Source organism: Modestobacter italicus, assembly GCF_019799965.1.
In the GTDB taxonomy this organism is placed as follows: domain Bacteria; phylum Actinomycetota; class Actinomycetes; order Mycobacteriales; family Geodermatophilaceae; genus Modestobacter; species Modestobacter italicus_A.
In genome coordinates this window covers 75,760-89,329 of sequence record NZ_JABGCJ010000004.1, presented here as the reverse complement: position 1 = coordinate 89,329, position 13,570 = coordinate 75,760, and the positions used below count along the sequence as shown (strand labels likewise).

Annotated in this window: 12 protein-coding genes; 3 read left to right on the top strand and 9 right to left on the bottom strand. The window is 74.3% G+C overall.

Annotated features, from left to right (window positions below):
- Position 1: 1 nt before the first annotated feature.
- The 3 genes from HLA93_RS10930 to HLA93_RS10920 all read right to left on the bottom strand — a co-directional run bounded on the left by HLA93_RS10930 (position 2) and on the right by HLA93_RS10920 (position 3,211).
- A complete protein-coding gene (locus HLA93_RS10930; RefSeq protein WP_308128061.1) occupies positions 2 to 1,573 on the bottom strand; it encodes a sensor histidine kinase in 1,572 nt (523 codons plus the stop codon).
- The gene (locus tag HLA93_RS10925; protein WP_308128060.1) at positions 1,570 to 2,307 is read right to left on the bottom strand and encodes a response regulator transcription factor; all 738 of its coding nucleotides are present in this window, start codon (positions 2,305 to 2,307) and stop codon (positions 1,570 to 1,572) included. The genes HLA93_RS10930 and HLA93_RS10925 overlap by 4 nt, the downstream gene beginning before the upstream one ends.
- A 124-nt stretch (positions 2,308 to 2,431) precedes the next feature.
- Positions 2,432 to 3,211: a siderophore-interacting protein gene (locus HLA93_RS10920; protein WP_222194423.1), complete on the bottom strand. Its 780-nt coding sequence runs from the start codon at positions 3,209 to 3,211 to the stop codon at positions 2,432 to 2,434.
- A gap of 318 nt (positions 3,212 to 3,529) precedes the next feature.
- On the opposite strand from HLA93_RS10920, the gene HLA93_RS10915 reads away from it, so the two are divergent.
- On the top strand, positions 3,530 to 3,739 hold the full coding sequence (locus tag HLA93_RS10915) for a DUF2945 domain-containing protein (RefSeq protein ID WP_222194422.1): 210 nt from the start codon (positions 3,530 to 3,532) through the stop codon (positions 3,737 to 3,739).
- A gap of 34 nt (positions 3,740 to 3,773) precedes the next feature.
- Entirely contained in the window at positions 3,774 to 4,199 is a 426-nt protein-coding gene (locus HLA93_RS21800; RefSeq protein ID WP_222194421.1) for a DUF2795 domain-containing protein, read from the top strand.
- A gap of 96 nt (positions 4,200 to 4,295) precedes the next feature.
- Here HLA93_RS21800 and HLA93_RS10905 read toward each other — a convergent pair whose 3' ends face one another.
- A complete protein-coding gene (locus HLA93_RS10905) occupies positions 4,296 to 5,516 on the bottom strand; it encodes a hypothetical protein (protein WP_222194420.1) in 1,221 nt (406 codons plus the stop codon).
- 1,140 nt (positions 5,517 to 6,656) lie between these two features.
- Between HLA93_RS10905 and HLA93_RS10900 the strand changes: the two genes are divergently transcribed.
- Positions 6,657 to 8,246, top strand: coding sequence for an LCP family protein (locus tag HLA93_RS10900; RefSeq protein WP_308128059.1), 1,590 nt, complete (start codon positions 6,657 to 6,659; stop codon positions 8,244 to 8,246).
- A 28-nt stretch (positions 8,247 to 8,274) separates the two neighbouring features.
- Here HLA93_RS10900 and pstB read toward each other — a convergent pair whose 3' ends face one another.
- The 5 genes from pstB to mshD form a co-directional block, all read right to left on the bottom strand.
- Positions 8,275 to 9,054 carry a phosphate ABC transporter ATP-binding protein PstB gene (pstB, locus tag HLA93_RS10895; protein ID WP_222194419.1) on the bottom strand — a complete coding sequence of 260 codons (780 nt, stop codon included), beginning with the start codon at positions 9,052 to 9,054 and terminating at the stop codon, positions 8,275 to 8,277.
- A 25-nt stretch (positions 9,055 to 9,079) separates the two neighbouring features.
- Positions 9,080 to 10,165 carry a phosphate ABC transporter permease PstA gene (gene pstA / locus HLA93_RS10890; RefSeq protein ID WP_222194418.1) on the bottom strand — a complete coding sequence of 362 codons (1,086 nt, stop codon included), beginning with the start codon at positions 10,163 to 10,165 and terminating at the stop codon, positions 9,080 to 9,082.
- Complete coding sequence (gene pstC / locus HLA93_RS10885; protein WP_222194417.1) at positions 10,165 to 11,112, bottom strand: phosphate ABC transporter permease subunit PstC; 948 nt, start codon at positions 11,110 to 11,112, stop codon at positions 10,165 to 10,167. The genes pstA and pstC overlap by 1 nt, the downstream gene beginning before the upstream one ends.
- A 124-nt stretch (positions 11,113 to 11,236) precedes the next feature.
- Positions 11,237 to 12,352 carry a phosphate ABC transporter substrate-binding protein PstS gene (gene pstS, locus HLA93_RS10880; protein WP_222194416.1) on the bottom strand — a complete coding sequence of 372 codons (1,116 nt, stop codon included), beginning with the start codon at positions 12,350 to 12,352 and terminating at the stop codon, positions 11,237 to 11,239.
- Between the two features lie 214 nt (positions 12,353 to 12,566).
- Positions 12,567 to 13,523, bottom strand: a complete 957-nt coding sequence (mshD, locus tag HLA93_RS10875; RefSeq protein WP_281425295.1) for a mycothiol synthase — start codon at positions 13,521 to 13,523, stop codon at positions 12,567 to 12,569.
- Positions 13,524 to 13,570: the final 47 nt, after the last annotated feature.

Genomic DNA, 13,570 nt, shown 5'->3' with positions numbered 1-13,570 from the left:
CTCAGGCGGGTCCCGGCTCGACCGTGGCCGGGCCCGACCGGGGCAGGTGGACGGCGAAGGTCGCGCCCTCCCCCGGGGCGGTGAGGAGCTCGACCCGGCCACCGTGCGCCGCCACGAGGGAGGCCACGATCGACAGGCCGAGGCCGGTGCCGCCGGCGGCGCGGGTGCGCGAGGCGTCGACCCGGTAGAACCGCTCGAACACCCGCTCGGCGTCCGCCGGGGCCAGGCCGGGCCCCTCGTCGCTGACCGCGAGCACCACCGTGCCCGGCTCGGCCGGGTCCTCGGACAGCCGCACGGTCACCCGGGCGTCGACCGGCGTGTGCGTGAGCGCGTTGGTGACCAGGTTCCCGATCACCTGCCGCAGCCGCGCCTCGTCCCCGCGCACCACCGGCGCGTCGGTCAGCGAGGGGTCCAGCTGCAGGCCCAGCGGCCGGTCGGGCTGCACGGCCCGGGCGTCGTGGACGGCGTCCCCGGCCAGCTCGGCCAGGTCCACCGGGCCCAGCGTCAGCGGCCGCTGCTGGTCCAGCCGGGCCAGCTGCAGCAGGTCCTCGACCAGCAGGCCCATCCGGGTCGCCTCCGCCTCGATCCGCTGCATGATCCGGCCGGTGTCCTCCGGGCCGCGGACCGCACCCTGCCGGTGCAGCTCGGCGAACCCGCGGATCGAGGTCAGCGGGGTGCGCAGCTCGTGGCTGGCGTCGGCGACGAAGCGGCGCATCCGCGCCTCGGAGGCGACCGCCTGCTCCTCGGAGGCCTGCTGGGCGCGGAAGGAGCTCTCGATCCGGCCGAGCATGCCGTTGAGCGCGGTGGACAGCCGGCCGACCTCCGTGCGCTCGTCCCCGACCGGAACGCGGCGGGACAGGTCGCCGGCGGCGATCGCCTGCGCGGTGTGCTCGACCTCCTGCAGCGGACGCAGGCTGCTGCGGACCAGCAGGTAGCCGGCCACGCCGAGCACCACCAGGACCAGCAGGCCGACCACCAGCTCGATCCGCACCAGCCGGCCCAGGGCCGCCTCGTCGTCGGAGAGGTCGAGCGCCACGAGGAGCACGAACTCGTCGCTCACCGGGGTGCCGGGAACCCGGATCGCGGCCATCCGCCAGGTCGTGTGCCGGTCTTCCGAGCGCACGGAGAACGCCTTGGTCCCGTCCAGGCCGACGGACGCCGCGTCCAGGTCGCCGACGTCGGGGAGGGCGTCGTCGTCCCTGGGGCCCTGGTAGACGAGGAGGTCGGCGTCCTCGGGCGCGACCTCGAGGCATGCGACGTACAGGTTGCTGGGGAGCCGCAGCTCCTGGCGCCCGCAGGCCTCGCTGAGCGCGACCGGCTGCTGGGCCAGCTGGTCGCGGGCGGCGGTGAGCTGGGTGTCCTGCTGCTGCAGCAGGTAGTCGCGGAGGAACGAGGTGGCCGCGACACCGGTGGCGGTGAGGGCCACGGCGACGAGGGCGACCAGCAGGGCCACCAGGGTCACCCGCAACGGGATGCGCTGCCCGGGGTGGGACGGTCGCCGGCTCATCTGGCCCGGGCCGATGGGGCCCGGTGGCGCCGGCGTGGTGGGCGGCGCGGGGGCGGCAGTGGTCACGTTCCGCGCGGCAGTCGCAGCGAGTAGCCGACGCCGCGGAGGGTGTGCAGCAACCGCGGTTCGGTCGTGTCGATCTTGCGGCGCAGGTAGGAGATGTAGGACTCCACGACGTTGGCCTCGCCGTTGAAGTCGTAGTTCCACACGTGGTCGAGGATCTGCGCCTTGGACAGCACCCGGCCGGAGTTGGTCATCAGGTAGCGGAGCAGCTTGAACTCCGTGGGGGAGAGGCTGACCAGCTTCCCGGCCTTGAGGACCTCGTGCGACTCCTCGTCCAGCTCGATGTCGGCGAAGGTGAGCTTGGGCGACTCGCTGGCCTGCTGCACGGCCTGGCTGCGCCGCAGCACCGCACGGATGCGGGCCAGCACCTCGTCCAGGCTGAACGGCTTCGTCACGTAGTCGTCGCCGCCGAGGGTGAGGCCGGTGACCTTGTCCTCGCCGGCGTCCCGGGCGGTGAGGAAGAGCACCGGGGTGTGCGTGCCGTTCTGCCGCAGCCGGCGGACGACGCCGAAGCCGTCCAGGCCCGGCATCATCACGTCGAGCACCAGCAGGTCGGGGCGGAACTCGTCGACGGCCGCCAGCGCCTGCTGCCCGTCGGGCGCGGTGGCGACCTCGAACCCGGCGAACCTGAGGCTGGCCGAGAGCAGCTCGCGGATGTTCGGCTCGTCGTCGACCACGAGCAGGCGGGCCTCGGGCGTGGGGGAGCCGGGTGCCTGCTGACCGGAACTGGTGGACACGACCCCTCCCGGAGGACCCTGTGCAGCCGTCGTCGTCATCCCGTCAGGCTCCGTGCCCCGGCTGCGGCCGGCCTGGACGCTACCTGTGAGGAAGCTGGGTGTGCGGACACGGGCGGGTCCCGGCTCAGCCGGCGGGGGACATCGCCCGGCCCTGTCGCCAGTAGCCGATCGCGTGGTGCTGGTGCCGGCGCAGGCCCCAGCGGCCCCGCAGGTCGGCCCGGACGACGCGGACGGTGGCCGACTCGGCGCCGACCCAGGCGAACAGGTCCTCGCCGTCCGGGCGGGGGAGCGCCGCCACCGCGTCGGCCAGCAGGCTGCTGCCCGGTGCGGCGTCCGCGCGGTGCAGCCAGCGCAGCTCGACCCCAGGGGGCCCCGACAGGTCCTGCTCCTCCTCCGGCCCGGCCACCTCCAGCAGCGCCAGACCCCGGGTCTGCGGCCCCGCTGTCGCCAGGATGCGGCTGATCGCCGGGATCGCCGTCTCGTCACCGGCCAGCAGCAGCCATCCGGCCGGCGCGGCGCCCAGCGGCGCGGCGCTGGCCACCGCCAGCACGGCGCCGGGAGCCGCGGCAGCGGCCCAGCTCGCGGCCGGCCCGTCCCCGTGCAGCACGAAGTCGATGTCCAGCTCGCCGGCGTCGGGGTCCTGGCGGCGGGCGGTGTAGCTGCGCAGCGCCACCCCGTGGCTGCCCTGCGGCCAGACGATCCGGCCGTCGCGGGCGACCTGCGGCCAGCGCGGGGCGGGGTCGTCGACACGGGGGACGAGCAGGGACAGCGTCGGTCCGGCGGCGGCGACCACCTCGGCGGCGGCGGTGAGGGTGACCCGGCGGACGGCGGGGGTCACGTCCCGGACGGCGGTCACGGTGAGGACGTCGACCGGGCGGACAGCGGCATCCTCGGGCGGGTTCACGAGGAGCGAGCCTAACGAGGCCGACCCGACCAGCCCCGGGGGAATGGGGCCGGCCGGGCCGGCGATCGAGGACGGGGCGGTCACGCAGCGTGATCAACTGACTGCGCTGACCGGGGGAGACGCTCCGTGGGCCCCGTCGGATCAGCACGCTACGTGACGACTCCGGTCGCAGCACCACGCTCCCGGCGGAGTCCCCCCGATCGAGTGAGTCCGATGCGGTGAACCCGCACCGGGCCGTTCGCCGTCCGAGCCGGATGTGTGGCAGTGCCGCCCCCCGGGCAGGCACTGGCCTACCGACCGCCGAGGAGGGCACGCGAGATGGCCGATGAGTTCGCCGAGGGCGACCACGTGAGCTGGAAGAGCCACGGAGGCGAGGCCGAGGGCACCGTCCAGCGCACGATCACCGAGGACACCGAGGCGGCCGGCCGGACCGTTCGCGCGAGGGAGGACGAGCCCCAGTACGAGGTGAAGAGCGACAAGAGCGGCGGCACCGCGGTGCACAAGGGCAGTGCGCTGCACGAGGACTGACCCCGCTGCGAGCGGTGGCACGGAGGAGGAGAACGTGAGCGAGAGCGACGCCGGCTTCATCGGGAGCCGCAGCACCAAGCACAACCCCCGGCTCGACGAGGAGCTCGAGCACGAGACCCAGGGGATGATGAAGGCCGAACGGGCCACGCGGTCCGAGGAGTGGCGCGAGGTGGAGCCGGTCGGCGAGGGCCAGCCCGACGTCGACGCCGATCCGGCCGGCAGCCTCACCGGCGGGGTGCCGGTCGGCATGACGGCGGACGCAGTCACCGCACGCGCCGAGCTGGCCCGCTGGCTGGACCGGGCAGACTTCCCCAGCACCGGGCCCGAGCTGGTCGAGGCCGCACGCGACCACCGCGCGCCGGACGTCGTCGCCGACGAGCTGTCCCGGCTGCCCGAGGGGGAGGTCTACGAGCGGATCGGCGACGTGGTCCGCGCACTGGGGTACCCCACCGAGACCTGACCGGCCCGGCCGTGCTCGGTCGTGGCGAGGCTGCTCACCGGCGCCGTCCCTCCCGGGGCGGCGCCGGTGGCGTCTCCGGACCCGGTGGGCGGCGGGTCAGTGCGCGCCGTCGGCCGCCTCCGCCTCCTCCTCGGCGATCTCCTCAGCGCCGCGGCGGCGGAACAGCCGGGAGCCGGGGAAGCCCTTCACGATCTGCCGCATGTCCTGGACGGTGTCGACCAGGGTGTGCACGTCCGGTGCCACGTCCTCCAGGGTGGCCAGCACCGGCAGCACGTCCTCGTCCAGGTGCACGACCAGGGTCGGCAGCCGGTCGATGAGGGTGATCAACGCCGCCACCTCGTCGTCGTCCAGGTGGGCCGCGAACCGGGTGAACGCCGGGGCGAGCGTGGTGAGGGCGGGGCGGTAGTCGTCCAGCAGTGGCTGGACGGCGCGGAGCATCGCCTCTGCCCGGTCGAGCGAGCCGTTGGCGGCGTCGGTCGTGCCGCCGATCCGGGCCACGGCTGCGTCGGCGGCGTCGTTGGTGGTGGTGATGCGCGTGACGGCTGCGTCGGCGGCGTCGTTGGTGGCGCTGATGCGGGTGACGGCTGCGTCGGCGGCGTCGTTGGTGGCGCTGATGCGGGTGACGGCTGCGTCGGCGGCGTCGTTGGTGGCGCTGATGCGGGTGACGGCTGCGTCGGCGGCGTCGTTGGTGGTGGTGATGCGCGTGACGGCTGCGTCGGCGGCGTCGTTGGTGGCGCTGATGCGGGTGACGGCTGCGTCGGCGGCGTCGTTGGTGGCGCTGATGCGGGTGACGGCTGCGTCGGCGGCGTCGTTGGTGGCGCTGATGCGGGTGACGGCTGCGTCGGCGGCGTCGTTGGTGGCGCTGATGCGGGTGACGGCTGCGTCGGCGGCGTCGTTGGTGGTGGTGATGCGCGTGACGGCTGCGTCGGCGGCGTCGTTGGTGGCGCTGATGCGGGCCACGGCTGCGTCGGCGGCGTCATTGGTGGCGCTGATGCGGGCCACGGCTGCGTCGGCGGCGTCATTGGTGGCGCTGATCCGGGCCACCGCTGCGTCGGCGCGGGCCTGGGTGACCGCGATCCCGGCCATCGCCTCGTCGGCCAGCAGGCGGGTCGCATCGATCCCGGTGACCGCCAGTTCTGCGCGGTCGGCGATCCGCTCGGCCCGGTCGATCAGCGTGGTCACCCGCCCGAGCAGGTGCTCGAAGTCGTCGACGATGCGGACCACGCGGGGCAGCAGGGCCAGGGCCTCGGTGACCCCGTCGCGCAGTCCACCTGCCGCGCTGAGCACGTCCGACGGGCCGGGGAAGGGCAGCTTCACCCTCAGGACGCTACGTTCCGCCCGCCCGGACCGCCGGACGGGACGGGTTCGTCACCGGCTCGACGATCACCGGACTGCCCGCGCGTCCGGGCCGGTGGGTGGCCGCGCCGCCCGTATCGTGGACCGGTCGCCAGGTCGACGACCACGGTCGGACCGCGCGCAGCACGAGCAGCTCCGGCCGGGGCTGCCGACCACGACGATGGGATGTCGACGCCGGTGGCCGACCAGCCGACGCGAGGCGGGGCCGAGGACGACACCCCGGCCGCTCCGCTGACCGTGGCCGAGCTGCTCGCCCGGCAGGGCAACGGCGTGCCCCGGCGGCGTGCCGGACGCCGGGAGGCCGAGGCCACCGGCCGGCAGGAGCCGGTGGACGAGTCGGGCAGGGCGACCGGGCGGGACGGCCGGCCGGACGTGCCGGGCGGGACGTCGCCGGCCGGCCCGGCGCCCCGGGGTGGGGTGCGTCGCGACCCGGTGGCCGCACCGTCGCCACCGGTGCTGCCGACCGGCTGGCAGCCCGCGATGCCCGGCCCGACGACCGACCCGGAGGGGACGCCGGCGTCCGGATCGCGGTCCTCCGCCCCCGAGCGGGCTCCCCGGAGCCCCGACCGTCCGGCTCCGGCAGCGCCCGCGTCCCGACTCGGCGCGGCACCTCCGGTTCCCCCCGCCGCGCCGCCGTCCGGTTCCCGGCCCGGGGCGACGCCTCCGGCGGTCCCAGCCGCTCCGCCGGCCGGCTCCCGGCTGGGTTCCCGGCCCCCGTCGCCTCCGGTCGCTCCGCCTCCGCTGCCTCCCGTCGCCCCGCCGCCCGTGCCGCCGGCCGGTGCGACCGCGGCCGGCTCCGGGGGGGAGGGCTCGACGCCGCCACGTCCGGTCATGCGGCCCGTACCGGCCGAGGCGCCCGTGGCCCCCTCGGCCGGTCCTGCGTCCCCCCGCGCAGGTGCGCCGTCGCCGGTGCCGTCGCGACCTGCGTCGCCACCGCCGTCCGGCCCCGCGGGTGCGCCGGCGGTGCCCGCCCGCCCGGCGCCTGCGCCCGTGGCGTCCCCGGGGGCGTCCCCCCGCCCGTCGACACCGACACCGCCTGCCGTGTCCCCGTCGGCCACGGCTGGCCCGTCACCGTCGGTCGGGCCGGCAGCCGATGGGCCGGTGGCCGCCGGCCCCGCGGCTCGCCCCGGCCCCGGGGCCGGGACGGCACAGCCCTCGGTGCCCGTGCCGGGCGTGCGGCGCAGCCTGCCGATCCCGCCGATCCCCGGTCGCGACCTGCCGCTCAACGGCGCGACGGCGGCCCGGGTGGAGCCCGCGCGGGCACCGGCCGGCCCGGTCCGCCGCCGGCTGACCCGCGTCGCGCTCGTCCTGACGGCCCTGCTCGGCCTGGTGGCCAGCTACTACGTGGGGCTCTACTTCTACGTCGACCAGTCGATCGACGAGGTCGACGCCCTGGTCGTCGACGGGCCGGAGGTGCTCGCGCCGCAGCTGCAGGAGACCTCCCGCACCTACCTCGTCGTGGGCACCGACCTGCCCGGCCGGAGTGGGCTGGCGGCGGTCAGCACGGTCGTCGTTCACGTCTCCGGCGACGGGGACGACGAGCGGGCCGTGCTCGTGAGCGTCCCCCCGACCGCGCTGAGCGACACCCCGACCTGCCGGACGCCGGACGGGTCGGTCCGTGGCCCGGTCACCGAGCCGTTCGCGACCGCACTCGTGGACGGCGGCCCCTCCTGCCTGGTGCGGTCGGTCCAGCAGCTGACCGGACTGCGGGTCGACCACTACCTGTCCCTGGACGTGAGCCGGCTGCCCGGTCTCGTCGACGTGCTGGGCGGCGTCCCGGTCTGCCTGCCGCAGCCGGACACCGGCCTGGGGTTGCCCGCGGGGCAGCACGAGCTGGGTGCCGGGGAGGTCGGCGGATACCTCGAGGCGGCCGGGGCCGGGTCCGACGTCACCGGCGCTGCGGCGGCCGAGCGGGAGCAGCGCGTGCTCAGCTCGACGCTGCGCTCGGCCCTCGACGCCGGGACGCTTGCCGACCCGTGGACGCTCACCCGCTTCCTCACCCGCGTCGGGGACGCGTTCACCGTGGATGCGGAGACCACGCTCGGCGACGTCCGGGCGCTCGGTGCGACGCTGGGCACCCTGGACGCGGACGCCGTGGAGCGGACGGCGCTGCCGGTGGCGCAGGTCGGCTACCTGCCGGCGGGCAGCGACCAGGCGGCCGTGGTGGTCGACGCGACGGCGACCCGTGCGCTGTTCGACGCGGTCATCGACCAGGGCTGGGTGCCGGTGGCGGCGGTGGAGGAGGTGCCGGCGGAGGGCGACCCCGCGGCCGCTGCCGTGCCCGAGCCGGCGGTGACCGACCCGGTGCCCGAGGGGACGACGGTGACCGTGGAGCCGGCCGGGGTGACCGTCGACGTGCTCGACGCCAGTGGTGCCGGACGCACCGCGGAGGTCGCCGACGGGCTGGCGGCTGCCGGGTTCCGGGTGGGCGCACGTGGCGTGGAGCCGGCCGCGGTCACCCGGACCGTCGTCCGGTACGGCCCGGCGGCCCTGGAGCCGGCCCGGACGGTGGCCGCCGCCGTCCCCGGCTCGGTGCTGCTGGAGACCGACGAGGTGGGCGCGGCCGTGCAGCTGGTCGTCGGCCCGGACTACGCGGGCCTCGCGGCGGTCGGGCTGGGCACGCCGGTACCGACGACGGCGGCCCCGGCCTCCGTGAGCACGGAGGCCGGGGCCGCGTCGGCCTGCAGCTGAGGCACCGGGGTCCGGGCTCAGCGAGGGGTCACCCGAAGCGACCGGAGATGTAGTCCTCGGTGGCCTTCTGGTCGGGGTTGCTGAAGATCTTCTCGGTCGGGTTGAACTCGATCAGCCGACCGGGCTGCCCCACGCCGTTGAGGTTGAAGAAGCCGGTGGACTCGCTCACGCGGGCCGCCTGCTGCATGTTGTGCGTGACGATGACGATGGTGAACTGCTCCTTGAGCTCCGTCATCAGGTCCTCGATGGCGAGCGTGGAGATCGGGTCGAGCGCCGAGCACGGCTCGTCCATCAGCAGCACCTCGGGCTGCACCGCGATCGCCCGGGCGATGCACAGCCGCTGCTGCTGACCACCGGACAGGCCCGAACCCGGCCGGTTGAGCCGGTCCTTGACCTCGGTCCAGAGGTTGGCGCCCTTGAGCGACCGCTCGACCAGGTCGTCCATGTCGGACTTCTTCATCCGCGCGCTGTTCAGCCGCACCCCGGCCACGACGTTGTCGTAGATCGACATGGTCGGGAACGGGTTGGGGCGCTGGAAGACCATGCCGATCTGACGGCGGACGTCGACCGGGTCGATGTCGGCGCCGTAGAGGTCCTGCCCGTCGATGACGACCTTTCCCTCCACCCGGGCGCCGGGGATGACCTCGTGCATCCGGTTGAGCGACCGCAGGAAGGTCGACTTGCCGCAGCCCGAGGGGCCGATCAGCGCGGTGATGCTGCGCGGTTCGATGGAGACGTTGACGCCCTCCACGGCCTTGAAGTTGCCGTAGTAGATGTCCAGGTCGGACACGTCGATGCGCTTGGCCACAGGGGGATCCTCCGGATCGGGTCGGTCAGCGACCGGTCTTGGGTGCGAAGAAGCGGCTGATCAGGCGGGCGACGACGTTGAGCGCCATGACCAGGATGATGAGGAGAAGGGCTGCCGTCCAGGCCCGGTCGATCGCGAACTGCGGTGGGACGCCCGGCTGGGTGAGCTGGTAGTAGGCGTAGACCGGCAGCGTCGCCATGCGCCCGTCGAACGCGTTGAAGTTCATGGCGTTGGTGATGCCGACGGTGATCAGCAGCGGGGCGGTCTCGCCGACCACCCGGGCGATGGCCAGGGTGATGCCGGTGCCGAGCCCTGCGATGGAGGTGGGGATGACCACCTTGAGGATCGTGCGCCACTTGGGCACCCCGAGGGCGTAGGCGGCCTCGCGGAGCTCGTTGGGCACGAGCTTGAGCACCTCCTCGCAGGAGCGCACGACCACCGGGATCATCAGCACCGACAGCGCGACCGCGCCCATGATGCCCAGCCGGACGCCCGGGCCGAAGACCAGCACGAACAGGGCGTAGGCGAAGAGGCCGGCGACGATCGAGGGGATGCCGGTCATCACGTCGACCAGGAAGGTGATCGACTTCTTCAGCCGGCCGGTGCCGTACTCGACCAGGTAGATCGCGGTCATCAGACCGATCGGGACCGAGATCAGCGTGGTGAGCAGCGTGATGATCAGCGTGCCCATCAGAGCGTGGTACGCGCCCCCGCCCTCGCCGATGACGCCGACCAGCGACGCGCTGAAGAACTCACCGTCGAAGCGCTCGGCGCCGCGGCGGACCACCTCGTAGACCAGGGACAGCAGCGGCACGAGGGCGATGCCGAAGGCGCAGCCCACCAGGCAGGTGACCAGCCGGTCGGTCGCCTTGCGGTGACCCTCGACCGCCCGGGAGAGCACGTAGTTGGCCACCGTGCCCAGCACCACGGTGTAGATGACGAACAGCACGATGTTCCAGCTGGTGACCAGTGCGATCCCCGCCGCGACCACTGCGGCGGCGGCGAACACCGCCCAGGTGACCCAGGTCGGCAGCGTGCGGTGCCCGCCGGGCGGGGGTGCGGAGACCGGCGCGTCGGACCCGGTGCTCGGCTGCTGCGTGGAGGTGCTCATCAGTTCGCTCCGGAGAAGTCGGCCCGGCGGTTGACGACCCACCGGGCGAGCATGTTCACCAGCAGGGTGATCACGAAGAGCGCCAGGCCGCTGGCGATCAGGGTGTTGACCGCGAGCCCGGTGGACTCCGGGAACTGCAGGGCGATGTTCGCTGCGATCGTCTGCGGGTTGGCGCTGGAGATGAGCGCCCAGGTGATCCCGGCGGCCGAGCCGGAGAGGATGATGGCCACGGCCATGGTCTCGCCCAGCGCGCGGCCCAGGCCCAGCATGGCTCCACCGATGATGCCGGACTTGCCGTAGGGCAGCACCGCCATCTTGATCATCTCCCAGCGGGTGGCGCCGAGCGCCAGGGCGGCTTCCCGGTGCAGCGAGGGCACCTGGGAGAACACCTCGCGGGAGATCGCGCTGATGATCGGCAGGATCATCACGGCGAGCACCAGCCCGATGGTCAGCATCGTGCGACCGGTGGCCGAGGCCGGCCCGGCGAACAGCGGGATGAAGCCCAGGTTCTCCTCGAGCCACTGGTAGAAGGGGACCAGCCGCGGGGCGAACCAGGCGATGCCCCAGAAGCCGTAGACGATGCTCGGCACGGCGGCCAGCAGGTCGATCAGGTAACCCAGCCCGGCGGCGATCCGCCGGGGCGCGTAGTAGGTGATGAACAGCGCGATGGCAACGGCCAGCGGGGTGGCGACGAGGAGGGCGATCGTCGCCGCCATCAGGGTCCCGAAGATGAGCGGGCCGATGTAGGAGGCCAGCCCTTCTCCGCCCGGGACGTCCTCGGCCGGCGCGGTCAGCGCGGGGAACGACTCGGTGACGAGGAAGATCGCCACCCCGGCGAGGATCAGCAGGATGAGGATGCCGGCGCCCTTGGCGCTGCCGGCGAAGATGCGGTCGCCCGGCCGGCGCTTGGGGCGCGGGTTCGCGGGAGGTGCGCTGGTGGTGGTCACCGATCGCTCCGTCGGGTTCGTGCTGCGGTGTGCAGGGGACTGCGGGGGCTGGGACGTGCCACGGCGGCCCGGGGTGTCCGAGTGGACACTCCGGGCCGCCGCGTGGTGCTTGTCGCCGACTCTGTCAGCTGCCGGCCGTGATGGCGTCGACCGCGGTCTGGGCCTGCTCCCGCAGTGCGTCGGAGATCGGGGCGCTGCCCGCGGCCTCGGCCGCAGCGTCCTGCCCGTCCTCGCTGATCACGTAGCCGATGAAGTCCTTGACCAGGTCGGCGGTCTCCTGGTCCTCGTACTCGATGCAGCCGACGTGGTAGCTCACCAGGACGATCGGGTAGTTGCCCGACTCGGTGGTGTCGCGGGCGAGCTCGATGGCGAAGTCGTACTCGCCGCGACCCTCGAGCGTCTCGGAGTTCTCGACGACCGCAGCGGCGGCCTCGGCGGACGGCGCGACGAACTCCTCGCCGACACCGATCGCTGCGACGCCCAGGTCACCGGCCTGGCTCAGGTCGGCGTAGCCGATGGTGCCCTGGCCGGCCGTGACGGCCTGGATGACACCAGAGGTGCCCTGGGCGGCCTCGCCACCGGACACCGGCCAGTCGCCGCTGGCCTCGTGCGGCCAGGCGTCGCCGGCAGCGGCGACGAGGTACTCGGTGAAGTTCTCCGTGGTGCCCGACTCGTCGGACCGGTTCACCGGGGTGATGGCGGTGTCCGGGAGCTCGACGTCGGGGTTGTCCTCGGCGATCTCCGGGGCGTTCCAGGTGGTGATCTGCTGGTTGAAGATGCCGGCGACGACCTCGGGGGAGAGGTTCAGCTCGTCGACGCCCTCGAGGTTGTAGACGACCGCGATGGGGGAGATGTAGTTCGGCAGCTCGAAGATGCCCGAGGCGCCGCAGCGCTCCTCGGCGGTGGCGAGCTCCTCCTCGTCCAGGGCGGCGTCGGAACCGGCGAAGTCGGTGCCGCCGGCGAGGAACTGCTCCCGGCCACCGCCGGAGCCGATCGGGTCGTAGTTGACCGTCACGCCGGACTGCACCTCGGAGTAGCCGGCGCGCCAGCCCTGCATGGCCGCTTCCTGGCTGCTGGCGCCGGCGCCGACGAGGGTGCCGCTGAGCTGCTCGGCGCTGTCGCTCCCGGAGCCGCTGTCGTTGCCGTTGTCCTCGTTGGAGGCGCCGCAGGCGGCGAGAGCGAGGGATGCGGCGAGCGCCGCGGACACGGCCGTGGCGCGCGTCGTGGTGCTGAGCTTCAACTCAGTGCCTTTCGCTGGTGTGCCCGGACGTCGGAGCCGGGCAGGGGGAACCGAACGACGAGGACGCTAAGCAGGCCAGGTGGACGGATCCGGGTGCCTCGATGAACGAGGGATGAACGCCCCTTGAGACGTGGGCCACGACTCGGCCGACGGTGTACGTCCAACGGGTGAACCGGCCCCCGGAACGGGCTCGCGGAGGTCCGACGGCGGTCGTTCAGCCCCGCGGGGCGCGACGCCAGGAGACGTCCACGGCGTGCCGGGTGAAGCCACTGCGCTCGTACAGCGAGACGGCTGCCGTGTTGTCCTCCTCCACGTAGAGGAGCACCTGGGACAGCCCGGCGGCGCGCAGGTGCGCCAGCCCCACGTCGGTGAGGGCCCGGCCCAGCCGCATGCCCTGGGCGTCGGGGTCGATCCCCAGCACGTAGACCTCACCGGCCGGCTCAGGGCCGACGTCACCGGCCGGGTGGACCTTCGTCCAGTGCGAGCCGAGGAGGCGGGGGCCGGTGGGCTCGTCCCGCCAGGCGAGGAACAGGCCGGCGGGGTCGAACCACGGCTCGGCCTCCCGCAGGGCCACGTCCTCCCGGGTCCAGCGACCCTGCTCCGGGTGGGCGGCGAAGGCCCGGGCGTTGACCTGCAGCCAGGCGTCCTCGTCCACGCCGGGACGGAAGGTGGCGATCCGCACCCCGGCGGGGAGTGCTGGCCGGGGGTCGGGGTCGACGCCGTCCAGCGGACGGCGCATCTGCATCAGCACCCGGGCGCGTTCGTAACCGCGGCCGCGGGCCAGCTCGGCCGAGCCGGGCAGCTCCCCGTGCGCCCACACGCGCAACGGGCGGTCGGCGGCCAGTGCCTCCAGCCGGGTGGCGAGCGCGGTGCCCACCCCACGCCGGCGTGCGAAGGGCGCCACGACCAGCTCCGCCTCCGCCTCCGGGACCAGCTCCGCCTCCGCCTCCGGGACCAGCTCCGCCTCCGCCTCGGGCTCGCCCGGGGGCACCTCCAGCCGGGCGTAGCCCAGCAGCGTGCCGTCGGCCGAGCGGGCGGTGAGGTCGGCGCCGCCGGCCGGCCCGCCGTGCTGCAGTCGCAGCTCCGCCTCCTCCGACACCGGGCGGACGCCGTCGGCGGCCGACGCTGCGGCCAGCAGCGTCTGCACCTCGGCGACGGCGGCGGTCGGCAGGCGGTCGCTCGCCTCGACGAGGACCGGGTCGGCGCTCAGCGGACCGG